General features: G+C 43.1%; 17 protein-coding genes and 1 pseudogene. 11 read left to right on the plus strand and 7 right to left on the minus strand.

The window, feature by feature from the left end; all coding sequences use genetic code 11:
- Positions 1–11 precede the first annotated feature (11 nt).
- The 4 genes from CVU62_04390 (at position 12) to CVU62_04405 (ending at position 8034) form a co-directional block, all read left to right on the plus strand.
- Entirely contained in the window at positions 12–2138 is a 2127-nt protein-coding gene (locus CVU62_04390) for a fatty acid oxidation complex subunit alpha FadJ (GenBank protein PKN38103.1), read from the plus strand.
- A gap of 201 nt (positions 2139–2339) precedes the next feature.
- The gene (locus tag CVU62_04395; GenBank protein PKN38104.1) at positions 2340–4199 is read left to right on the plus strand and encodes an acyl-CoA dehydrogenase; all 1860 of its coding nucleotides are present in this window, start codon (positions 2340–2342) and stop codon (positions 4197–4199) included.
- 152 nt (positions 4200–4351) lie between these two features.
- Entirely contained in the window at positions 4352–5506 is a 1155-nt protein-coding gene (locus tag CVU62_04400) for a C4-dicarboxylate ABC transporter substrate-binding protein (GenBank protein PKN38105.1), read from the plus strand.
- A 671-nt stretch (positions 5507–6177) separates the two neighbouring features.
- On the plus strand, positions 6178–8034 hold the full coding sequence (locus CVU62_04405) for a hypothetical protein (protein ID PKN38106.1): 1857 nt from the start codon (positions 6178–6180) through the stop codon (positions 8032–8034).
- Positions 8035–8154: 120 nt separating this feature from the next.
- Here CVU62_04405 and CVU62_04410 read toward each other — a convergent pair whose 3' ends face one another.
- On the minus strand, positions 8155–9171 hold the full coding sequence (locus CVU62_04410; protein ID PKN38107.1) for a DUF288 domain-containing protein: 1017 nt from the start codon (positions 9169–9171) through the stop codon (positions 8155–8157).
- A gap of 8 nt (positions 9172–9179) precedes the next feature.
- Positions 9180–9929 carry a hypothetical protein gene (locus CVU62_04415; protein ID PKN38108.1) on the minus strand — a complete coding sequence of 250 codons (750 nt, stop codon included), beginning with the start codon at positions 9927–9929 and terminating at the stop codon, positions 9180–9182.
- A gap of 571 nt (positions 9930–10500) precedes the next feature.
- Between CVU62_04415 and CVU62_04420 the strand changes: the two genes are divergently transcribed.
- The 4 genes and pseudogenes from CVU62_04420 to CVU62_04435 all read left to right on the plus strand — a co-directional run bounded on the left by CVU62_04420 (position 10501) and on the right by CVU62_04435 (position 16040).
- Positions 10501–11598, plus strand: coding sequence for a C4-dicarboxylate ABC transporter substrate-binding protein (locus CVU62_04420; GenBank protein ID PKN38109.1), 1098 nt, complete (start codon positions 10501–10503; stop codon positions 11596–11598).
- 94 nt (positions 11599–11692) lie between these two features.
- Positions 11693–12671, plus strand: a pseudogene (locus CVU62_04425) (transposase).
- A 669-nt stretch (positions 12672–13340) separates the two neighbouring features.
- Entirely contained in the window at positions 13341–14411 is a 1071-nt protein-coding gene (locus tag CVU62_04430) for a C4-dicarboxylate ABC transporter substrate-binding protein (protein ID PKN38110.1), read from the plus strand.
- A 168-nt stretch (positions 14412–14579) separates the two neighbouring features.
- Positions 14580–16040 (plus strand): amino acid permease, encoded by a 1461-nt coding sequence (locus tag CVU62_04435; protein PKN38111.1) that lies wholly within the window; start codon positions 14580–14582, stop codon positions 16038–16040.
- A 45-nt stretch (positions 16041–16085) separates the two neighbouring features.
- Here CVU62_04435 and CVU62_04440 read toward each other — a convergent pair whose 3' ends face one another.
- Complete coding sequence (locus CVU62_04440; protein ID PKN38112.1) at positions 16086–16688, minus strand: hypothetical protein; 603 nt, start codon at positions 16686–16688, stop codon at positions 16086–16088.
- Positions 16689–16700: 12 nt separating this feature from the next.
- Positions 16701–17369: an iron-sulfur protein gene (locus tag CVU62_04445; protein ID PKN38113.1), complete on the minus strand. Its 669-nt coding sequence runs from the start codon at positions 17367–17369 to the stop codon at positions 16701–16703.
- 257 nt (positions 17370–17626) lie between these two features.
- Between CVU62_04445 and nifU the strand changes: the two genes are divergently transcribed.
- Genes nifU through CVU62_04460 form a run of 3 tightly spaced genes read left to right on the plus strand, consistent with a single transcriptional unit; the run spans position 17627 to position 20655 of the window.
- Positions 17627–18451 carry a Fe-S cluster assembly protein NifU gene (gene nifU, locus CVU62_04450; protein ID PKN38114.1) on the plus strand — a complete coding sequence of 275 codons (825 nt, stop codon included), beginning with the start codon at positions 17627–17629 and terminating at the stop codon, positions 18449–18451.
- Positions 18448–19629: a cysteine desulfurase NifS gene (nifS, locus tag CVU62_04455; GenBank protein PKN38115.1), complete on the plus strand. Its 1182-nt coding sequence runs from the start codon at positions 18448–18450 to the stop codon at positions 19627–19629. Before nifU ends, nifS begins: the two co-directional genes overlap by 4 nt.
- Before the next feature lie 39 nt (positions 19630–19668).
- The gene (locus CVU62_04460; GenBank protein PKN38116.1) at positions 19669–20655 is read left to right on the plus strand and encodes a serine acetyltransferase; all 987 of its coding nucleotides are present in this window, start codon (positions 19669–19671) and stop codon (positions 20653–20655) included.
- A gap of 17 nt (positions 20656–20672) precedes the next feature.
- Here CVU62_04460 and CVU62_04465 read toward each other — a convergent pair whose 3' ends face one another.
- The 3 genes from CVU62_04465 to CVU62_04475 form a co-directional block, all read right to left on the minus strand.
- Positions 20673–21050 carry a reactive intermediate/imine deaminase gene (locus CVU62_04465; protein PKN38117.1) on the minus strand — a complete coding sequence of 126 codons (378 nt, stop codon included), beginning with the start codon at positions 21048–21050 and terminating at the stop codon, positions 20673–20675.
- Positions 21051–21101: 51 nt separating this feature from the next.
- Entirely contained in the window at positions 21102–22013 is a 912-nt protein-coding gene (locus CVU62_04470) for a quinolinate synthase (GenBank protein ID PKN38118.1), read from the minus strand.
- 331 nt (positions 22014–22344) lie between these two features.
- On the minus strand, positions 22345–23517 hold the full coding sequence (locus tag CVU62_04475; protein ID PKN38119.1) for a lytic transglycosylase: 1173 nt from the start codon (positions 23515–23517) through the stop codon (positions 22345–22347).
- Positions 23518–23561 lie beyond the last annotated feature (44 nt).

Consider the following 23561-nt stretch of genomic DNA (forward strand, 5'->3'; position numbering starts at 1 on the left):
AGGAGATGACGATGAAATATTTAACACTGGAAAAAGCAAATGATGGAATTGCAATTGTTACCATTGATTGTCCGGAAAGCAAAGTAAACAAGATTTCATCGGGTCTGCTGGATGAAATAGCCGGTATCTTGCCTGATATAAGTAATGATCAGAGCATCAAGGGCATGGTTATTACGAGCGGCAAAGAAGACAACTTCGTTGTCGGCGCAGATATTGATGAATTGAAAGGCATGCGCACCTCTGAAGAAGTTATTGCCTATATCTCCAAAGCTCACGCCATCCTCAATGGTCTGGAAAGCATGCAAATCCCCGTGGTTGCCTGTATTCATGGCAACTGCCTCGGTGGCGGTTTGGAACTGGCGCTGGCCTGTAATTACCGAATGGCGGTCAACTCTCCGAAGACTGTTCTGGGATTTCCGGAAGTGCAACTAGGCCTGCTGCCCGCCGCCGGTGGCACACAGAGGCTGCCACGGCTTATCGGACTGACAGCGGCTCTGCCCCTGGTGCTTACGGCACGCAATCTCCGGGTGAAGCAGGCGAGCCGCGCGGGACTCGTAGATGAGCTTATTCCTCCCTACGGTGCTAAAGAAACAGCGGTTAAGAAGGCCCTGGAACTGGTCAACAGAGGAAATATCACAAGAAAGCGGAAGCGTTCCTTTGTTACTTTTCTTATGGAATCCAATCCCGTGGGAAGAGCAATAGTGTTTTCGCAGGCCAGAAAAATGGTTGAACGCCAGACTTACGGCTGTTACCCTGCGCCGTTTGCCATCATTGAAGCAGTGGAACATGGCCAGAAACACGGAAAGGCCGCAGGACTGAAAAAAGAGATAGAAATTTTCAGCAGGCTGGTTACTACTTCCCAGTCTAAAGCTCTTATGAGCCTTTTTTTCGGGATGAGCGATCTGAAAAAAAATCCTCAGAAAAGCCTCGCCCGGAAGGTGAGGCAAATGGCCGTCATCGGAACGGGACTTATGGGGCAGGGAATTGCCTCTGTCTCCACGGCTATCTGCGATACCATCCTGATGAAAGATGTAAAGCTTGATGACGCCGCCCGTGGAATGAAGGAAATATGGAAAGGATTGGAAAAGAAAACCAAGTCGGGCGCTATTGTCGGCTTTGATCGTGATATTCAGTATGGAAAACTTGTGCCCTGTGACGACTATTCCTTGTTTAAAAATACAGACTTGGTTGTTGAGGCCGTGTTTGAGGATCTTGCTGTGAAAAAGCGCGTTCTGGCCGATGTGGAAACCGCGACGGATGAACGCACAATTTTCGCTTCCAATACCTCGGCAATCCCGATTCAGGATATAGCCGCGGGATGTAAGAGGCCGGAGAACGTCATCGGCATGCACTACTTCTCCCCCGTGCCCAAAATGCCGCTGCTGGAAATCATCACCACCGGCAAGACCGCGCCGTGGGTGACGTCCACAGCCCTGGATATGGGTATAGCTCAGGGGAAAACCTGTATCGTTGTCAAAGATGGCCCCGGATTTTACACGACACGGATTCTGGTGCCCCTGCTAAACGAAGCCGTTCTTCTCGTGGAGGAAGGGGCGGACTCTCTCGATATTGATAGAGCTATGCGGCAATTCGGCTATCCTGTCGGTCCCATAACCCTCATTGACGAGGTGGGGATTGATGTAGGCGCCCACGTAGCCAAGGAACTGGGAGGGATGTTCGCGGCAAGAGGAGTGCAGCCTTCAGATACTTTCCCAAAACTTATTGCCCAGGATTATAAAGGAAGAAAAAATAAGAAAGGGTTTTACCTCTATGATGCAAAAAAGAAGAAGGGACAGAAATTGCCCAATGAAGAAGTATATGCCCTGCTGGGCGGTGCGCCCCGCAAAAAGTTTGATGCAAAATTGATTCAACAGCGGGTAAGTATGATGATGATTAATGAATCGTTGCTTTGTTTGCAGGAGGGAATTATTTCCTGCCCGCGGGACGGGGATATAGGAGCTGTTTTCGGTTTGGGATTTCCACCCTTTGAAGGAGGCCCGTTTCGTTATATCGATCATCTTGGTGCTTCTTCTATCATGGCCACGCTGGAATCTCTGGAAAAAAATTACGGAAAGCGTTTCACTTCCCCGCAGATACTCAAAGACATTGTGCAAAGCGGCAAGAAATTCTACGAGTAATAATATATCATGCCCGGGGCTATGTAAGGCTTTAAGCTTCCCGATTTTATGGCTAAGATTTTCTTAATTTTAGTTTGTTATCTTTCGCAGTTATAGAAGTAATGTTTTACCGCAGAAATTTCCGGCCGCAGTGCCATTTCTTAAGGACGGACATGTACTTGATGTTGAATGCAAAAGAAAAACACAAAAGGAGGTTTTTGTATGGCAAGTCTTATTCTGGATGAAAGGGATCAACTTTTTGTCCTCAACGAAATGTTCGAAGTAGAGAAGCTCTGCGAGGCGCCGCGTTATGCGGACTTTTCGCGCGAAACGTTCGACATGATCATGACCGAGGCACAAAAACTGGCGAATGATGTGATCCTGCCCACCCTGGCCGAAGGCGACAAGGAAGGCTGCCGTTTAGTGAACGGGCAGGTACATGTGCCTGCCTGCTTCCATAAAGCATACAAACTATTCTGCGAAGGCGGATGGAACTGCATGGCCACCCCTGCGGAGCTAGGTGGCCAGGGCCTGCCCGTTACCATTCGCATCGCTGCCCATGAATGGTTCACGCATAACTTCGCATTCGCAGCCTATCCCGGCTTAGGCGAAGGTGCTGCCCACCTGATCTTAACCTACGGGTCCGCAGAGCAAAAGGAAAAGTACCTGCCCAAAATGGTCACCGGTGAATGGACTGGAACCATGGCCCTCACCGAACCCGGTGCCGGCACTGACGTGGGCAACCTCTCCACCAGGGCCATCCGCCAGCCAGATGGCACTTTCCTCCTTCAGGGCACCAAGTGCTTCATCACCGGGGGAGATTCCGATCTGGCCTCCAATGTCGTCCACCCTGTCCTGGCCCGCATTGAAGGTGACCCGGCCGGAACCAAGGGAATTTCCATTTTTCTGGTGCCTAAATTTCTGATCAATGATGACGGCAGCCTGGGCAAACGCAACGATTACGAAATCGCCAGGATCGAAGAAAAGATGGGCATCCATGGAAGCGCCACTTGCATGATCAATTTCGGCGACAATGGACAGTGTTACGCCGAACTCCTGGGCAACGAACGCGAGGGCATGAAAGTCATGTTTCAGTTTATGAACGAGGCTCGCTTGAGCGTGGGCCTGCAGGGCTTGTGCACCGGCTCCATCGCCTATCTACACGCCCTGAAATACACCAAAGAACGCTTCCAAGGCGCGTCGCTCATGGAATTCAAGAACCCCAACGCACCGCGTGTGACCATCATCAATCACCCGGACGTACGTCGTATGCTTCTATGGATGAAATCCCACGTAGACGGCATGCGTGCCATGACCTACTTTACCGCGTTGTGCTTAGATAAGCATCTGATCGTCGAGGATGAAGTCCAAAGGGACAAATGGCTGGGTCTGGCCGAGATGCTCACCCCAATCCTCAAAGCCTACTGCTCCGACATGGGCTTCCGTGTTACTGAAACGGCCATGCAGTGCTATGGCGGCTACGGTTTCTGCGTCGAATATCCGGTCGAACAGTTTATGCGCGACGGAAAGATTGCCTCCATCTACGAAGGCGCCAATGGCATCCAGGCTCTTGACCTGGTCGGCCGAAAGATGGGCATGAAAAAAGGCGTCTACTTTATGAGCCTCCTGGGCGAAATGAGTGCCTGCTGCGCTAAATACAAGGACCTGCTGCCCGACCTGGCGAACGATGTTCAGGCTGCGGTCAATGCCCTCACCGAAATGAGCATGTATTTTGCGAGTTGTGCCAAGGCAGGCAAGTTCCTGGTCCCGATCGGCAACGCCTATCCCTTTCTCGTGCTGATGAGCAAAGTCATTATGGGTTGGTTCCTGCTCTGGGAAGCCGGTGTAGCCAAGACCAAACTGGACGCCCTGGCCAGAGTCAACTCCGCCGATCCAGCCGGAGGCACTGGCTGGGCCGCATTTCTCAAAAACGATAAAGATGCCATCTTCTATACCGGTAAGCTCGCCGGCGCAAGTTACTTCATCAAGAACGTCCTGCCCGAAGTGGACGCTGCTATCAGGGGTATAAAAAGCGAAGACATGTCCATCATGGAGATTCCGGAAGAGGCGTTTGCTTCGTAGAGTCAAAAAGAATAAAGATCCATCCTCCTGTTTCCCCCTTGATTCCAAGGGGAGAAAAAGGTAGGAATTACGTATTTCGCAGACCATTATAATTTGGCTTCAATAAGTTCTTTCCAGGGGAGAAGCCTTTAGAAGCTTAATGGACTTGATATATGCGTTTCTTAACTGCCAATTTTATGCAAAAAATATTAATAGGAAAGGAGATGTTTATGAAATGTAAGAAACTTGTAGGGCTTCTCTGTGTGGGGTTTGTCTTGTTTTTTGCCGGATCTGCATCTGCTGATGGAATTCAAGCAAAAGAAAAATATGCAAATCTCCCCGGTGTACAACACTTAAAACAAATCAAACCAAACGGTGACTTTGTGTATGTTGTCAAGTTAGGTACACTGGCTCCGGAAGGGGTAGGTTGGGCTGCTTTAATCAAAACCGTGGTTAATCCCGGTATATTAAAAGTAACGAATGGCCTGATATATTTAAATTGGTATTACGGCGGCACAATGGGCGATGATCAGGACATATTGGCCAAACTGCGCAATGGACAGTTACAGGGAGGCGGTTTTTCCGGTCAGGGAATGGTGATGGCTTGTCCGGAGATAGCGTTACTGGAACTCCCGTTCTTATTTGAGAGTTATGACGAAGTTGAATATATTTACTCTAAATTAAGGCCCCGCATTAGTCAGTGGTTTGAAAAGAGAGGATACCACCTTGTTTTGTTGGCCGAACAGGATTTTGATCAGATCTATTCCACGAAACATGAAATCAAAACGCCGGATGATTTTAAGAAAAGCCGTTTTTTGACATGGTATGGTCCGCTGGAAGAGAGGACTTTGAAGGCTTTAAGTGCGAGTCCTTTGCCGATTCGCGTGCCTGAAGTTGCCGCTTCTATCCGTACAGGTGTTTGTGATGCATTCATCAGCCCTGGTATCTGGGCGGTCGGCACCCAGATGTATACTGTTATGAAATACCTCAATCCCATGCACATACGGTATTCGCCGGCCGGAGGCATTATAACAATGAAAACATGGAATCTTCTGCCCAAGGAAGTACAAATTGCTATTGATGATTATGTATTATCCATAGAGAAGGATTTCAGGCAGAAAGTGCGCGAAAGCAATGAAAAATGCCTGAAAGCCATGTACAAATACGGCATGAAAGAAGCCAAGATGACGCCGGCGGAGATTGATGTTCTGAAGAAGAGAACCATGCCTATTTGGGATGAATTCGCTGAAAAAGGATTCTATTCCAAGGCCGAGTTAAATGAAGTTAAGGGCCTCTTAGCGGAGTATCGAGCCAAGAAAGGGAAATAAATAGTTTGTATAAGAAAGAAAAAAAAAGAGGTTAGCAACCGTAACCTGATAACCCGATGGTAAGGCGAAGTCATTTACGATCGAAAGGAAAAACAGCGAACTTATAACTTCTATGTGATAAATAATTCAGGATTCTTTGGCCACGCCAGAGAATGAAAGATGTAAAATGTCTTTACTCATCTTGACCTGTGGAACCAAACCATAAAAGAGCCCAATTCGAGAGTTGGGCTCTTTTATGGTTATTCCTTCAAAATAAAAAGATTATTCTGGTTTACTGATTATTTTTTTGAAGTCGGTAATTATCGATTCATTCAATCCTTTGCATTAATTTACTATAATAGTTCTACTCCCTCCGCCTTCACCAAGGCATGGTTTTATTTAACTCACTGATCTTGTTAATGGCTAATACTATTTCTTATGCATTCCAAATGTAGATCTATGATTTGTGAAAATGTGTGAAACTTTATTGATGGCAATTAGGGAAATTAGAGACAACGCCCTGTTATTTGATTTCCGCTATTCAGGCAAACTCAAACGTGCTCTTTTGCGCGAACGGCAATTCGCGCAGGTTATAGATGAAAATCAGGCTAGTTTTTCATTGACACACATGTCCGAAATTCCTATAGTTCCAATATGAATAAGCAATATTTTATCAAAGCACGAATACCCGTATGAACACCATTATGTCATCGTTTGTTCTCGCCGGGATTATCGTTAAAGTCGCCCTGATATTTGCTGTTTTAATCTTCCCCGGATATTGCATCCTGCGATGGTTTGCAAAAGAACGTATCGATCAGGATCAAGCATTCCTTTTAGCCACACCTGTCACGATCCTTATTGTGGGACTTATCTTTGTGGTATTGTTCTTACTGGGTGCTCCCAAATGGTTGCATCAGATCATTTATTTATTTGTAATCCTGACCGCAGGAACGCTGGCCATCAGTCGCAAAATTCGAAAGGATATCTCCGGGCTTTCCGGCATATGTAAGGTAGGACTTTTTTTCGCATTCCTTTCCGCTCTGATTAGCGTTTGTTTTATTGCAATCGGACATGTCAATCCCGCCCATACCGTTCAAAGTTGTTCGGAAGTTGCTCTGCGAAATCCCTTGCATCCGATGACTGTTGACAACGGAATACAATATTATTTGGGACTCACCCTTGCCAATCGCCTTGATGTACATACATTTGATTCTGTCTGGGGTGTCTGGATAGTAAATATTTTCGATCGTCCACCACTCATGGGAATGCTCTATGCCATTCAGTTGCTTGCAACCGGATCAAGTTCCGCCCCGTTATACTGGGACTATGAGATTCTAGGTATTGTATTGAATAGCCTTTACCTAATTCCCCTTTATTTCTTATTATCGCGACTGTTTCAAGACCGGCGCATGGCAGGATGGATAGCAGCAGCCACCTTGCTTAATATATTCATTTTCACTAACACTTGGTATACATGGTCAAAATTAATGAGTGCGTTCTTTATTCTGACCGCATTGTCTTGTGTCCTATCATGTAATGATTTCCGCTGGCGCAATGCCTTTTCGACTGGCGTTTGCTGTGGGCTGGCAATATTATCGCATGGATGTGCAATTTTGAGCATCCCTTGCCTGATGCTCTATCAAGGGGTAGCATTGTGGAGACGGGATAAATCCTTTCGACGAGTATTCGTGATCGGAGGATTGATCGTAATCTTTACTGCGACCTTACTCGCCGTTCAACTCCCGTGGGAAATCTACAAGGTTCGTTACTCACCCGACCGACAGTACCTTCTCAAGTATCACTATTTTTCCAACATAACCTTCAACTATACATTTACCAAGGATATCAACCCAGACTCGGTTAATGTTAATGGGCATAAATTCTACGACATATACTCGATTGATAAATTTATGACGACAACATCCTTAAATGACTGGATCAAGGCGTTTTTCCAATCGACGACACTGCAGGAACAATTTCAACATCGCCTGCATAATCTGACTATCAGCCTTTATGACAAAGGGTTTGCCGAACTATTCAGTACGATAATGTCCGGGGGATGGAATTCTTATTTCGCGTCTGATTATTGGTTGATATTTTTCAATCAACTCTTCGCCATTGGCCCATTGAATATCTTATTTAACGTTCTTTTTTTCGTCATTTTTTTTATCCGCGGACGAATTGCCAGTCATGATGGCAGAAATACCTTAAACACGGATATGCCTCGCCTTCTAATCCTGCTTTCGTTCGTTATTATCAGTCTGATTTTTAACATACTTTTGAAATGGTCTTTACCGAAAAATCATGAACTGCCTTATCTGGAACTCGTTCTTAGCATAGCGCTGATGGCGGGTTTTGCGTTTTCTCTCCATCCTTTTGTGCGAATCGTATTGATGACGTTCATTGGTCTACGGTTTTTTCATTATGTGTATTGCGCCACTGTAGCGCATGGTTATTCCATCTTTGATTTTTTCAGCATCGCTATGACGACTGCTGTTATCGCGGTATTACTAATACCGGTCTTTCCCCTTAGAAGGCGATCTCCTTAGACAACAGAACAGACAATGTTCTGCATTAATACCTGAATATTGAATGAACAATTGAAAAAATAGGTTTAACACCTAAAAATATAGCCACGATTTCCCGATTATCCGAATTCGTATTTGAGTTTATTGCATCAGGCGGGCAATATCTTTGCACCACATTTGAACAAGGTCGAGTTCTCTGACATCAAATATTTCAGCAGCAACAAGCCGATCATAACAAATCAGAAGATTTTCCATGATGGCGGTTTTCCCCTGGCGCAACGGAATTGAAGAAAGCAGATCCACAATCCTTTGGTTGTTTAAATAGCCGGGAATTTCCTCCTTGAAATCACACAGCAGGTCGTGATTATTCCTTTCATGTATAGCTTCCGGGGCATGGAATACCATACCACAACCAAATTCCCAAAGACATCGTTGTGCAATGAAAGAACGCCAAATATCTGTCATGCGGAATGAGCAGGAACTTGGCAGGTACATCAGGGGATAGGCATCCGGCCACCACCATGTGGATTGACTGTTGAACGGACACCATGTGCCGGGAGGAAGCCAAACACTGGAGTTTTTCTGAAATTGAAATTCTTTGTCCATGATGATGCTCCCTATGGCATCCACGTCGGGGTGCAAGTCAACTAGACCCTGCTGAATGGGGCAGTTGAAATCAGCAAGCTCGGCAAGTCCTTTATGTTCAAAAGTGTGAGGGTCCCTGATTAACTCTAGGGGAAACCCCCGGGGCCAAATAATGTGATCGGAAAATAGACGGAAAACATTCAACCATGACCGCGCCTCAACTCTTTGGGCACGTGTATGTTGTTGACGAAAAGCCCAATTGGGGGCTGGTGTGTTGTCATCATCCGTCTCGTAAATGCAGGAGGTTCTCCGGCGAATAGCTTCAAGATACCCCAAGTTTTTTCGCACATAATGTCCTGCAGGCAACAGGCTGGTGATTTCATAAGGCAGTTTCAACTGATCGTCCCAGGAATAAAAGTCGGCGTATCGCAAAGAAAAAGATACCGGACCTTTTTTGTCACCTATCACGATCAGGCTGGCATCGGCCGCATACATTCGTTTTGCCAGTTTGCGGACACAGGCGGTCGGAGATTGAATGGTTGTTATTACACAAACAAGTTTTTGGTCAAACATAGAATACCTCAAGTTGTGGAATTATGCTGATGAATAAATGTCCGCAATTTGGCAGCATCACACCACCATACTTTTATTGCTATATTTACATAACGGAAGTTTCGCCAAAAAGTGTTTTTGCTTGAACCTTCTTTACGGCCTATCCAAACTGTAGGTACTTGTTCTATTCTATAACCAAGTTTCAACGGTTTAACTGTTGTTTCTATATTGATTTCATGCAAAGTGCCTTCCCATACAATAGAACGGCATATCTCGGAGGAAAGTAGCTTGTAGCCATAAGTAAGATCCCCGAGACGAGTCCAATAAAGTACTCGGAAAATTTTTTGAAACAACCAATTAAGGATAAATTTTAAAGGATCATAATTTTGAAAGCCCCCTCCTTTTAACCAACGATTACCTATAACACCATCGCAGCCGGTTTCTTCTACTTTTTTAACCATACGTTCTATGGCCTCCGGTTCGGTTTCCAAGTCGGCAGAAATAAGAACAACGTGTGTGCCTGTAATCATCTCCATCGCTTCCCGTAGCGCCCAGCCAACACCCGGCGTGTGTTCCTGAACATGTTTTCGGATATTTGAATTTTCTTTAACAAGACTGTCACAGCTCTCCATACATTCAGCAGAGGATCTTGGTGAAACAGTTAAAATGATCTCTTTAACGTATCCATGGTCTATTGCCTTAATTCTGGCAATAGTTTCCAATAAAGACCATGTTTCCGAGTAAACTGTAATAATAATAGAAAGTTCTATTTTGTTCATATTTATTTTTTATTGTTTGTTTATGGGCGAACTATAGAAATTCCGGCCTTGTGTGTCAAGAGTATTCTAAAAACAGAGTCTTATATTATTTTTATACCTAATGACACTTTTCTACTATATATAATTCTGTATTTCAGGATTCATAATCTTAAAAAATAAATGAATTTAGTGGCGACTAAAATTATTTGTTGACAAAGAATAAACAAATGTTTAAATAGTGAACAATACTTCACATTATTGTTTGATTGTGGTTGAGTAGTTTTCTTATGTTAATACATTAGAGGGAATTAACTCATATGGCAATTAAGTCTATTAGTATTGAATCTTCAAGAAATTATTTCTGTAAATTAAACCTCACTCATAAATCGAATTATTATTGTAAATTAAAAATTATCCAGGATTAAGTTTTTATTTCATAATTTATTTTTAAGTTATCTAAAAGTAAATTTTAAGAAGTAATGTAAATGAAGTTCTTCTGGTCATAATTAGCGGCAAAACAGCATAATCTACAATATACTGTGAAATAATAATTATTATTATCTATTAAAAACATCTTACGAAGGAGGCTTTTATGAAATGTAAAAAAATTGTATGGCTTCTGTGCATGGGGTTGGTTGTGATTTTTATGGGGTCCGCATTCGCGATTACGCCACAGGATAAGGCAAAATATGCAAATATCCCCGGTGGTAAACATTTAAAACAAGTCAAGCCAAACGGTGATTTTACATATGTTATTAAAATGGGTACGCTGGCTCCGGATGGAGTAGGCTGGGCTGCTTTAATCAAAGAAATGATTAATCCCGGAATATTAAAGGTGACAGGAGGTTTGGTGACTTTGGATTGGTATTATGGCGGTACGATGGGAGATGATCAGGACATCTTGGCTAAGATGCGCAATGGACAGTTGCAGGGAGGAGGATTTACCGGACATGGACTGGTGATGGCTTGTCCGGAAATGGCCTTAATGGAACTCCCGTTTTTGTTTGAAAATTATGAAGAGGTGGAATATGTTTACTCTAAGTTAAGACCCCGCATCAGCCAGTGGTTTGCCAAGAGAGGATACCACATTATTGTATTGGCAGAACAGGATTTTGATCAACTCTACTCTACAAAAATTCCAGTCAAGACGCCTGACGATTTTAAGAAAAGCCGTTTTTTAACATGGTACGGACCGCTGGAAGAAAAATCTTTAAAGGCCGTGGGGGCAAGTCCTTTGCCGATTCGTGTGCCAGAAGTAGCCGCTTCCATCCGTACAGGTGTTTGCGATGCCTTCATTAGTCCGGCTCTTTGGGCAGTGGGTACTCAGATGTATACAGTTATGAAGTATATGAATCCTCTTCGCATACGATATTCGCCGGCAGCCGGCCTTATAACAACACAGACATGGAATATATTGCCTAAGGAAGCTCAAGATGATATTGATAAATTTGCAATGTCTATAGAGAAAGAATTCAGACAGAAAGTTCGCGCCAGCAATGAAAAATGTCTGAAATCCATGATTAAATATGGTATGAAAGAAGTTAAAATGACGCCGTCGGAGGTTGAAGTTCTAAGAAACAGACTTATCCCTATCTGGGATGAATTTGCCGAGAAGGGATATTATACCAAGGCCGAGTTAGCGGAGGTTAGGGGATTTTTAGCGGAGTTTAGAGCCAAGAATAAAAAATAAAAAATAAGTAAATCGGGGAGAGGGAAGGGGGACGCCCTTAAAATTGTAAAATAATGGAAACAGGATTGGTAAATGATTAAATAAAGGATAACCCATGCCACGCTCAGCAAGACTCGATGCACCCGGCATTTTACATCACATCATGATCAGGGGGATAGAGCGTCGAAAAATATTCATGGACAATAAAGATAGGGAAGATTTTCTGGTACGCCTTGAAAAACTCCTGCCTGAGACAAAACGTCATGTTATGCATGGGCTTTAATACCCAATCATGCCCATTTTCTTTTTCGGACCGGCAGTGTTCCGATTGCCACCCTGATGAGAAGACTTTTGACCGGCTATGCAGTCTATTCCAATCGTAGACACAAGCGGAGCGGTCAGCTCTTTCAAAATCGATATAAATCAATGCTCTGTCAGGAAGATACGTATTTAACGGAACTGGTTCGATATATTCATTTAAACCCTTGCCGCGCCGGACTTGTGAGAAGTCTTGAAGCACTTAGCAAATATCCATATTGCGGTCACAGTGTCTTGCTGGGCAACCAAAAGAGAGACTGGCAAGACAGTGATAGAGTGCGTTGCTATTTTGGAAAACAGAGAAATCGCGCCATTAGACACTATGATGCATTTGTATCTGAAGGCATCGATCAAGGCCGTCGAGAGGATCTGGTCGGTGGTGGACTGATCCGAAGCCTGGGAGGATGGTCGGAGATAAAGACAGTAGGCCTGAAGGGATCGCACATGAAGAGCGATGAAAGAATACTCGGAGACGGTGATTTTGTTGAGGCGGTATTGTCGGAGACTGATGAAAAGTCTGAACGGCATTACGCAATACGGCGTTAACGAGCAGCGACGATATGCGCTGTCGAAGGAGATGATATTTTTTCCTGAAGTAAGAACCTACAAAAGTAAGAGCAAGAAGTTTGTTTTGTTATTGGGCATCAAGCGAGTTAGGGATATCACATACAGAGTTGGCTCGACGCATAGGTATAAGCGTGCCTGGGGTAGGCTACTGTGCCCAAAGGGGTAAGCTGATAGTAAAAGAAAATGATTATCAGCTAATGGATGAATAGTAACTTAGAATTTTAAGGGCGTCCCCATGATCCCATGATCCTCCTTAAAATAATAATTGGAGGATTGTTCGTCTCCCGCCGCGTCCGGATTTTCAACTTACATTTAGTTTTATTTTAACATTTTAACGCCTTGAGTTGCTATCATATCTATCCCAGCGATTAAATTTAGTTTTAATCTTATATGTTTTATACAAATGATATTTTTTTGCTGTATGTAAATTCTGTATTTCAGGATTCATAATCTTAAAAAATAAATAAATTTAGGGGCGATTAAAATTATTTGTTGACAAAAAATAAACAAAGGTTTAAAAAGTGAACAATACTTCACATTATTGTTTGATTGTGGTTGAGTAGTTTTCTTTCTTAACTTGCTGGAGGAATAAACTCATATGGCCGTCAACTCTTCTTATTGTACCAGCTCTACGAAGTGCATTTTTTTTGCCAAGTCTCCATTAAAGTATTTACCTAAATTAGGATGTTTCAAGGCTGAAGTTTTAATTTTCATTCAATAAGTTTATTTTTTTAAGTTTACAGAATAAATTTTAGAAATGTAATAAGACTTAAGTATCGCTGATCATTAATTTGGAAAAAAGAAAGTCCGATTCAGGAATTACTGTGAATTTCACATTCACGTAGTTTATAAATCAACTTTGGAGAAGGGGAGAAATTATGAAAGGGAAAAAAGTCGTATCGTTGCTTTGGATCGGGTTTGTCGTGTTTTTCTTAAGTTCAGCAGTTTTATTTCAGGAGGCGTGGGGAGCACAGGATAATATCAGGCAAATGAGAAACGGTAAGATGGTTTATCTCTGTAAAATGGGTACATTGGCTCCAGATGGTGTCGGTTGGGCGGCATTGATTAAAGAAATGATTAATCCCGGCGTATTAAAAGTTACTAATGGCGAAGTAGTTTTAGATTGGTATTACGGCGGAACAATGGGAGACGATTTGGATATATTGGCCAAGATGCGCAACGGCCAGCTGCAGGGAGGCGGATTTACCGGATGGGGAGTTGTGATGGGTTGTCCGGAGATGGCCTTGATGGAACTTCCGTTCTTATTTAGTAATTATGACGAAATAGAATATGTTTATTCTAAAATAAGGCCTCGTATCAGCCAGTGGTATCACAAGAGAGGATACCACATTCTTGTACTGGCAGAACAGGATTTCGATCAGATGTACTCCACGAAACATGAAATCAGGACCCCGGATGACTTCAAGAAAAGCCGTTTCCTGACCTGGTATGGTCCACTGGAAGAAAAATCTTTGAAAGCTCTGGGGGCAAGTCCTCTTCCGATTAGAGTACCGGAAGTTGCTGCTTCGATTCGCACCGGTGTTTGTGATGCTTTTATCAGTCCTGCTCTTTGGGCAGTAGGAACACAGATGTATACTGTTATGAAATATGTCAATCCTCTGCGGATACGGTATTCGCCCGCGGCGGGAATTGTATCGAACCAGGCATGGAATTTATTACCCAAGGAACATCAGATTGCCATCGATAATTTTGCACTGTCGATAGAAAAAGAGTTCAGACAGAAAGTCCGTGCCAGCAATGAAAAATGTCTTAACTCTATGATTAAGTATGGCATGAAAGAAACAAAAATGACGCCTGCGGACATTGAGGTGTTCAGAAAGAGATTGATACCTGTTTGGGAGGAATTTGCGGGGAAGTATTACTCGAAAGCCGAATTAGAAGAGGTGAAAGGTTATTTAGCGGAGTTTAGAGCCAAGAATAAAAAATAAGTAAATATATAGATAGAAATAAATTTAATAAGCATATCGTTTTAAAAACGATTAAAGTAGAAAACCCGTGTAAAAACGGGTTTTCTATTTGACATACAAAGAAGATTTCCTTATATACTTCAACCAGAAAAAACGCTGTTATCTTATAAATTACAGAAGGATTGAACTATGAAAGGTTTGTTCGCGAGAAAGCCGCTGCAACTTATCATGGCGGAGCCTGAGGTTGAACAACATCAACTAAAAAGAGTGCTTGGACCGTGGGGACTGATCAGTCTTGGAATAGGCGTAATTATCGGCGCGGGAATTTTTGTGCTGTCAGGACAGGCTGCGGCAACTTATGCCGGTCCCGCAATTATTCTTTCCTTTATCATTTCCGCATTCGGATGCGCGCTGGCCGGCCTGTGTTATGCGGAATTTGCTTCGATGATTCCGATTTCCGGCAGCGCTTATACCTATGCCTATGCGACGCTGGGAGAATTTCTGGCATGGATAATCGGTTGGGATCTTGTGCTGGAGTATCTTTTCGGTGCGTCAACTGTTGCGGTTGGCTGGTCGGGCTATGTAGTAAGTTTCCTGAAAGATTTTAATATCAACATTCCGGCTGCTTTCTGCCAGGCGCCATTTTCATATTCCCTTACCGATGGCTGGAGCACAAGCGGCGCAATTCTGAATTGTCCGGCCATTTTCATTGTCGGACTTATGACAGCATTATTGGTTGTTGGTATCCGCGAATCCACACGAGTTAACAATTTTATCGTGCTTGTCAAATTGATCGTTATTGTCCTCTTTATTGGAGTAGGAATATTTTTCATCAGATTCGCCAACTGGTCGCCGTTTCTACCCGATAATACAGGCCATTTCGGTTCATTCGGCTGGAGCGGAGTAATACGCGGCGCAGGAGTTATTTTTTTCGCTTACATCGGTTTTGACGTTGTTTCTACGGCGGCTCAGGAAGCGCGCAACCCTCAGCGCGACATGCCGATCGGTATTCTGGGATCGTTAGTTGTCTGCACAATCGTTTTTATTCTTATGACAGGAGTGCTGACCGGCATCATGAAATATACAGAACTGGCAGTCCCTGATCCTATTGCCGTTGCAGTTAATGCCGCAGGGCCGGGTATAGCGTGGCTTAGGCCATTCATTAAAATCGGCGCTATCGCCGGATTGAGTTCCGTCGTGCTGGTACTGCTCATGGCTCAGCCGCGCGTTTTCTTTTCCATGGCGCGTGATGGTTTGCTCCCTAAAGCCTTTGCCCGTGTACATCCGCGTTTTAAAACCCCTTATGTGCCGACAATTCTGACAGGATGTGTCGCGGCAATTATATCAGGCCTTTTCCCCATAAATATCCTTGGAGAGCTTGTTTCCATAGGCACGTTACTGGCATTTTTCATTGTTTGTCTCGGTGTGCTTGTTTTGCGCTACCGCCATCCGGAAATCCCGCGCGTGTTTCGTACACCATGGGTTCCGTTTGTCCCTGTCGCCGGTGCTGTCGTAACCATGCTCCAGATGGTATTTCTACCTTTTGACACATGGGTTCGTCTTATTATCTGGATGGCGATTGGCTTCGTCATTTATTTTTTTTACAGCCGGAAACACAGCAGACTGAGAATTTTATCTCCGGAAGAATGATTAGGATATAAGAAGTTTAAGAAATATCTCGAAAGGTATAATCTTCTATATTTTAGGGCTTCTCCACATCAGCCAAAGAGGTGGTGATTCTGTGCCCGGGAAAATCTTTTTGGTGACAACAAATCCGAAACTTCTGTAAAAGGGGATATTTGCTTCTTTGGAGCTTTGCAGGAATGCTCCGCACTTTTCACGGTCGCAAATATCCAGTATGGGCTTCATCAAAGCCTTGCCCGTGCCCTTGCCCTGATTTTCAGGGACCACTCCTATGAACTGTAAATAATAATATCTTTCCCTGGGGTGGTCTTTCTTCATGTCCTCCATTGCCAATGCCAGACGTAATAATCCCGTCCAACCAACGGCAGTAATCATTTTAGGTATAAGGGTAAATTGCCTTGCATAACCTGCCTCTAATGTGCCGGGCGGGTACCATAACGCTCCTCCGGTATAATCTTCCGTTGTAAGCACATGCTCATGCCGCAGACATAAGTCTGATATGCATGATTGAAATAGAATCTCCATTCCATGAGTTCTTTTTTTATCCTTACGGACAAGCCAGTTGATAACAGGGTCATCGTTAAAAGCTCTTGCCAGAGAGGATGTTAAGCGATAGGTATCTTTGTGAGAGGCTTTTCTAATCTTATTATTCATATGTTTTCCTTATCACTTCCAATTAAGCTTGTCCCAATATTTATATTCATTGGTCCACTCATTTTTGTTGAGTTTTACCAAATCCTGAAAATATTTTCTATTCTCTTTGAATCGTGTATTTTGTTTGGAATAAGTTTTCTTTTTACTGATATCATTGGCAAGAATTTCTCCCAGTCTGAATGCCTTTGCTCCTGTGTTTGCAAAAGCTTTTACTCCTTCTCTTGCAGATATACCGGTACTGCCGGTAATGAAAGATCCGAAATTCAGCATGATCTCATTGAGGTAATCAAGAACCTGTTTATAGTGTCCTGGACCTCCCGATGTAGCTATGTTAACGGTGTATTTGCCGGTCAATAATTGGCAGTGAACTGTGTCGGACATGCGGTCTAGCATGGTTTTCATTTGAGCGGTTACTGAATGGAAGTAGTTGGGTGAACCCATAACTAAACCATCAGCGGAGAGAATGTTTTTATAAATAACCTGGAGATCATCCTTATGTACACACTTGCCTGTTTCGTAACAGATTCCGCAGGCGTTACAATATTCCATCTTCAATCTGCAAAGATCAACAAGTTCAACGGCAGCACCTTGAGAACGTGCTCCATCAAGAACAGCTTTGACTAATTTCTTTGTTTGACTTTTGGATCCTCTGGGACTGGCATTAATGCCGATTATCTTCATTTGTTTAACCTCCCCTTAATATTTATGATTGCTTCGCAAATGTTATTGCCGATGTATTGACAGCAAGCAACGCCATAGTCAAGAGCTGTTTTTTGCCGGCAAGTAAAAATATTCTTAGTGACGCTAATTTGGGAAAAGAGGGTTTTTTCATTGACAGTATGATATATTGCCTTATATTATTCAAAACAAGTTGCTTTTAAAAAGAAAAAATCTTAATTATCTTGTGGTAATAATTGAATCAGTTAAAGGAGCCTTTTATGTGGGAATATACGGATAAAGTGAAAGAACACTTTCTCAATCCTCGCAATGTCGGTGAAATCGAAAATCCGGATGGCGTGGCGGAAGTGGGGTCGCTTGCCTGCGGTGATGCGTTGAAGCTTACATTTAAACTGGATGAAAATAAAAGGATAAAGGATGCCAAATTCAAAACATTTGGTTGCGCCAGCGCTATAGCCTCATCATCAGCGCTGACGGAAATGATCAAAGGGATGACAGTGGAAGAGGCGCTGAAAGTAACCAATCAGGATATCGCCGGTTATCTGGGAGGGCTGCCGGATGAAAAAATGCACTGTTCCGTTATGGGTAAACAGGCGTTGGAAAAGGCAATTGAAAATTACCGCGGAGCTCCGCCACTGGAAGCAGGAGCAAAAATTATTTGCGAATGTTTCGGTGTAACCGATAAAGAAATTGAACGGGCAGTGCGCGAAAACAATCTTTCCACTGTGGAAGATGTGACCAATTATACAAAAGCGGGAGGCGGTTGCGGTAATTGCCATGATGCCATTCAGCAAATCATTGATCAGGTTCGCAGTGAGCCCAAAACCGATACAAAGCCGAAACTAACCAATATTCAAAAGATTCGTCTGATTGAAGAGACGATTGAACGGGAAATAAGGCCTTCGCTCAAACATGACGGCGGTGACATAGAAATTATCGATATTATCGGTAATCGGGTTATTGTGGCCACCCGCGGAGCCTGTTCTACCTGTAAAGCTTCGGACATAACTCTGAAACATTTTGTAGAACATCGTCTTAAAGAACTTGTTTCGCCTGATATAGTAGTTGAGGAGGTCGCCAAATGATTACAATTTATCTCGATAACAATGCCACAACCCAGGTTGCTGAAGAGGTATTAGAAGCAATGCTGCCTTATTTTCGTGAGCTTTACGGCAATCCTTCCAGCATGCACAGTTTTGGCGGTCAGGTCGGCCAGAAAATTCGCACTGCGCGTGAGCAGGTGGCGGCACTTTTGGGCGCGTTGCCGGAAGAAATCATTTTTACCAGCTGTGGTACGGAAAGTGATAATGCAGCCATCCGGTCGGCGCTGGCAACTCGTCCGGATAAAAAGCATATCATAACCAGCCGCGTGGAACATCCCGCAATCCACGCATTATGCGCTCAATTAGCGACGCAGGGCTATCGAATAACCGAACTGCCTGTAGATAAAAATGGATTACTGGATCTGGAAAATCTGGAAAAAAGCCTGACTCCCGATACGGCTGTAGTCAGTCTGATGTGGGGGAATAATGAAACCGGCGTAATTTTTCCGGTGGAAAAGGCGGCTCAAATGGCGCATGAAAAAGGGGTTTTATTTCATACGGATGCTGTTCAAAGTGCCGGTAAAATTCCGATTAACATGAAAACCAATGTTATTGATATGCTTTCTATATCCGGGCACAAACTCCACGCACCGAAAGGTATTGGTATTCTCTATGTTCGTCGCGGTACCAGGTTTTCACCCTTTCTTATTGGAGGGCATCAGGAGAAAGGACGCCGTGGCGGAACTGAAAATACTCCCAGCATCGTCGGTTTGGGTAAGGCTTGCGAACTTGCGGATAAAAACATGCAAAAAGAAAATACGGAAGTAAAGCGTCTGCGGGATAAGTTGGAAAAAGAGCTTTTGGCAAGGATTCCTCAAAGTAGAGTAAATGGCGACACAGCTAATCGTTTACCTAATACAACAAATATCAGTTTTGAATATGTTGAGGGCGAAGCTATTCTCCTGCTGATGAATGAGCTCGGCATATGCGCATCTTCCGGTTCGGCCTGTACGTCGGGATCATTACAGCCTTCTCATGTTTTGCGGGCGATGGGAGTTCCTTTTACTATGGCTCATGGATCGATCAGATTCAGCCTAAGCATTCACAATACAGAAAAAGAAATTGATTTTGTAATTGATAAAATGCCGGCAATCATTGAAAGATTAAGAGGCATGTCGCCTTTCTGGAAGGCTTCGCAATCTTCCTGTGCAAGTAAATGATGTATGTGTAAAAGATATTGATAAAAGGTGCAAAATAAAATGAAACGGTCTGAACGAATCAAGGAATGCAAAGAAGAAATTAAGATATCCAAACATGTCAGGACTGAAATTCCTGATGTTGTAGATAAACTGGTATTATCCTGTAATAAAGATGGCTGTTTCGATCATGTCAGCGCCGAACCGATACCCAACAGAGCGGCAGTTGTCGATATTCTGGGGCGTGCCGCCCGCATTCTTTATCCCGGTTATTTCATCAATACCAGGTTGGATCAGACAAATCTGGAATATTATCTTGGCCAGGAAATAACGGCGTTTTTCGAGGTTCTTTCCGAGCAAATAACTCTGGCAATAAGACATGACTGTATTCGTCATAATCAGCCCTGCGTAAAATGTGAGGAGCTTGGTCAAAAGATAACGATAGAATTTCTACATGGCCTGCCTGAACTAAGAAGGCTCCTGTCCAAAGATATTCGCGCGGCCTATGATGGAGATCCGGCAGCCAAAGGCTACGACGAGATTATCTTCAGTTATCCGGGAGTATGGGCAATAATGGCATACCGTATTGCTAATAAGCTTCTGCGCAGTAGTGTGCCTTTGATTCCCCGCATCATTACCGAATATGCTCACAGTCATAGCGGTATAGATATCCATCCGGGAGCCACAATCGGGGAGAGCTTTTTCATCGATCACGGGACAGGCGTAGTCATTGGTGAAACGGCAACAATAGGGAAACGAGTACGCATATATCAAGGCGTCACTTTGGGCGCGTTGTCACTGTCTAAAAAAGAATGCCGGCTTTTGAGAAATAAAAAACGTCATCCAACAATTGAAGATGATGTAATCATCTATGCCAACGCGACCATTCTCGGAGGAGAGACTGTCGTCGGAGCGCGCTCGGTTATCGGTGGCAACGTCTGGCTGACCAGTTCAATACCGCCGGATACAGAGGTTTTTGTTAAGAAGCAAGACCTGATCTTTGGTGAGAAGAAATTTAAAAAGCAAGCGACAAAGAAAAAATACAGATAGTATATCTTCACATCTTTCTATTTTCTTATTGCAATCGCTTCGATCTCCAGAGGTGCTCCTTTCGGTAAAGCGCTTACCTCAACAGTTGAACGTGCCGGAGGTTCTTCAGGGAAAAATGTGGCATATATTTCATTGACGGTTGGGAAATCGGCAATATTTTTTAAAAAAATAGTTGTTTTGACAACATTGGACATATCCAAACCGGCTTGTTCGAGGATAGTTTGTATATTTATAAGTACTTGTCTGGCGGCTGTTTTAATATCTTTAATTATTTCACCGGTTGACGGATCAATTGGTAACTGGCCGGAAATAAAAATAATGTCGTTTACTTCTACGGCGGCGGAATATGGTCCGGCTACAGGAAATTTACTTGAAGCAATAATGTTTTTCTTCATTATTATTTTATGCCCTTGCTTTTTTGTTACAATATTCGGAACAAAATGAACCTAAACTATTTGCAGCATTCTATCTATGGAGAGCCGCGCTTTTACCATAATATCCGGATCAACTGTAATTTCGAACGATAAATCTTCGAGAGACCAGAGAACTTTTTCCAGAGTGATTCTTTTCATATTCGGACAAATAGCTTTTTCTGTTACCGGATAAAATAATTTATCCGGATTTTCTTTTTTCATTCTGTGAATTATACCGATTTCTGTGACTATGATAAATTCCATCTCCGGAGATTTTATGATATATTTGCTCATCCCTTCAGTAGAAGTAACAACATCGGCGAGCTCAGTTACTTCAGGTCTGCACTCCGGGTGTGCAATAACCTTCGCTTTCGGATGCAGCTTTTTGGCTTCCAGAATATTTTCCGGTAAGATTTTAGCATGAGTCGGGCAGTATCCTTCCCAAATAATAAAGTCATGTTTCACTTGCGCCGAAACATATTGTGCCAGATATTTATCGGGGATAAAAATAATTTCCTTATCTTTATGATTAAGTAAAATATTCTGCACAATTTTTACAGCATTGGCGGAAGTGCAACAATAATCGCAATAGGCCTTTACTGCGGCGGAAGTGTTTACATAGCAGACAGTTACAGCCTCAGGATGCTTGGTCTGAAGAGCTTTTAAACTTTCGGCATCAATCATATCAGCCATCGGACAGCCGGCATTTTTATCAGGAAGTAAAACAATTTTCTGCGGTGATAATATCTTCGCTGTTTCCGCCATAAAGTGGACGCCGCAAAAAACTATTATTGCGGCGTCTGTTCGTGCCGCTTCGATGCTTAATCCTAAAGAATCTCCTACAAAATCAGCAATGTCTTGAATTTCAGGGAGCTGGTAATTGTGAGCCAGAATAACAGCGTTTTTTTCTTTTTTCAGTTTTTTTATTTGATCAACAATATTCATTTTATTCTTCGCCTTATTGTTTCACAGGGCTTGCTTGGGATTTGTACCCGTGATTTTGTAGCAATTAAGTCAGAAAGAATAATTTGTCAAGAAATAAGGCAAAGAGGGACTGTTGACCGGGAGCGCATTCCCGCAGGGAGGCGCAATTATGATTTGACACCTTCCTTGCCGGAAAAAGCCGCAGGCTTTACAAAACGCTCATCTGTCCCGATAAAATCGGGATTGCGCTGCAAACCGCACCGCTCAACGTATATCAACATACGCCTCACGGTTCGTTTTTTGCGCGCCTTGCATCTGAACATTTTTGAACAGCCCTAATTATTTGACAATCCTAGGGAAGCTGCAAAACAGGATTCTCTGTCTCATCTTTAACGGCATTATTAGTTTCTTCTTTGGGTTTTGCATCAGAGAAAATAAAAAGTTTATCGCCGGATGAAATGCTTTTTGCGCTGGAGATATCGTTCCAGTTCATAATTGCTTTAACAGATACATTAAAACGTTTGGCAATAGAAGATAGGTTTTCGCCTTTTTTGACTGTGTAAACAGATTTTACTTTTTCATTATTCCATTGTTTCAGGAGATTTTCATATCTCTCGGAAAATCCGGAGGCAGCGCCCTTTGGTATAAAAAGATTGTGTTTGCCAATCGCTAAATAATAATTTTTGACATGAGGATTAAGGTCCTTTATTTCTTTAAAATAAGTATTTGCTGCCTGAGCAATTATATGCAGCGGCACAGGTTGATTTACGTTTATTTCTACACGATCGAACTGCACAGGTTTGTAGAGATCATCTTCATTTAAATGGAATCCATATTTCTCCGGATTTGATATAATTAGCTTTGCTGCCAGAATTTTAAAAACGTATCGTTGAGTTTCCTGATTCAAATAAAGGTGATAGTAGTTGTTCACTTTTTGCATCAGCATTTCTGTTCTCAGACCGTCTTCTCCCATATTGTAAGCGGCTGCGGCAAGTGTCCATGAACCGAAAAGCGAGTAAAGTTCTTTCAAATAAGTAATAGCTGCTTGTGTAGAAGTGAATAAGTTGCGGCGTTCGTCCGTATCTTTGTTTATTGTCATGCCATATCTGGAACCGGTACTTTCAATAAACTGCCAGAATCCGGCTGCGCCTTTACCTGACGTCGCCGATGATTTCAGATGACTCTCGGCAATAACAATATATTTCAAATCATCAGGGAGGGAACTGTCCTTCAATACTTTTTCAATATGAGGGAAATAACGATTGGCTCGTTTCAGCCACAAAATAACATCATCGCTATTACTTAGCGATACAAGCAATTCTCTCTCCAGTCTTTCTTTTACGTCAGTTTCGTTTAAAGGTACGAGCTCGTTGCAAAAGACAAGAGGCTCTTTGAATTTAAGCGCTTCAATGAGCCATTGTCCGGAGGATTGCTGCCATCCGGTTTGTGCTTCTGCTGTAATTACAACGCTGGTTATTATTGTAACTATAAGAATTAATCTGATTAATTGATACAAATATTTCAATGTGGCAACTCCCGTATTAATGATGTTACTTTTACTCCGTTAGA

The organism is Deltaproteobacteria bacterium HGW-Deltaproteobacteria-2 (genome assembly GCA_002840505.1).
Classification (GTDB): Bacteria; Desulfobacterota; Syntrophia; order Syntrophales; family Smithellaceae; genus Smithella.

Coding starts and splice junctions, on each gene's coding strand:
- CVU62_04390 (PKN38103.1), top strand. CDS start 12: ATGAAATATTTAACACTGGAAAAAGCAAATGATGGAATTGCAATTGTT.
- nifU (PKN38114.1), top strand. CDS start 17,627: ATGTGGGAATATACGGATAAAGTGAAAGAACACTTTCTCAATCCTCGC.
- CVU62_04440 (PKN38112.1), bottom strand. CDS start 16,688: ATGAATAATAAGATTAGAAAAGCCTCTCACAAAGATACCTATCGCTTA.
- CVU62_04410 (PKN38107.1), bottom strand. CDS start 9,171: ATGTTTGACCAAAAACTTGTTTGTGTAATAACAACCATTCAATCTCCG.
- CVU62_04445 (PKN38113.1), bottom strand. CDS start 17,369: ATGAAGATAATCGGCATTAATGCCAGTCCCAGAGGATCCAAAAGTCAA.
- CVU62_04395 (PKN38104.1), top strand. CDS start 2,340: ATGGCAAGTCTTATTCTGGATGAAAGGGATCAACTTTTTGTCCTCAAC.
- nifS (PKN38115.1), top strand. CDS start 18,448: ATGATTACAATTTATCTCGATAACAATGCCACAACCCAGGTTGCTGAA.
- CVU62_04430 (PKN38110.1), top strand. CDS start 13,341: ATGAAAGGGAAAAAAGTCGTATCGTTGCTTTGGATCGGGTTTGTCGTG.
- CVU62_04435 (PKN38111.1), top strand. CDS start 14,580: ATGAAAGGTTTGTTCGCGAGAAAGCCGCTGCAACTTATCATGGCGGAG.
- CVU62_04460 (PKN38116.1), top strand. CDS start 19,669: ATGAAACGGTCTGAACGAATCAAGGAATGCAAAGAAGAAATTAAGATA.
- CVU62_04420 (PKN38109.1), top strand. CDS start 10,501: ATGAAATGTAAAAAAATTGTATGGCTTCTGTGCATGGGGTTGGTTGTG.
- CVU62_04465 (PKN38117.1), bottom strand. CDS start 21,050: ATGAAGAAAAACATTATTGCTTCAAGTAAATTTCCTGTAGCCGGACCA.
- CVU62_04470 (PKN38118.1), bottom strand. CDS start 22,013: ATGAATATTGTTGATCAAATAAAAAAACTGAAAAAAGAAAAAAACGCT.
- CVU62_04415 (PKN38108.1), bottom strand. CDS start 9,929: ATGAACAAAATAGAACTTTCTATTATTATTACAGTTTACTCGGAAACA.
- CVU62_04400 (PKN38105.1), top strand. CDS start 4,352: ATGCGTTTCTTAACTGCCAATTTTATGCAAAAAATATTAATAGGAAAG.
- CVU62_04405 (PKN38106.1), top strand. CDS start 6,178: ATGAACACCATTATGTCATCGTTTGTTCTCGCCGGGATTATCGTTAAA.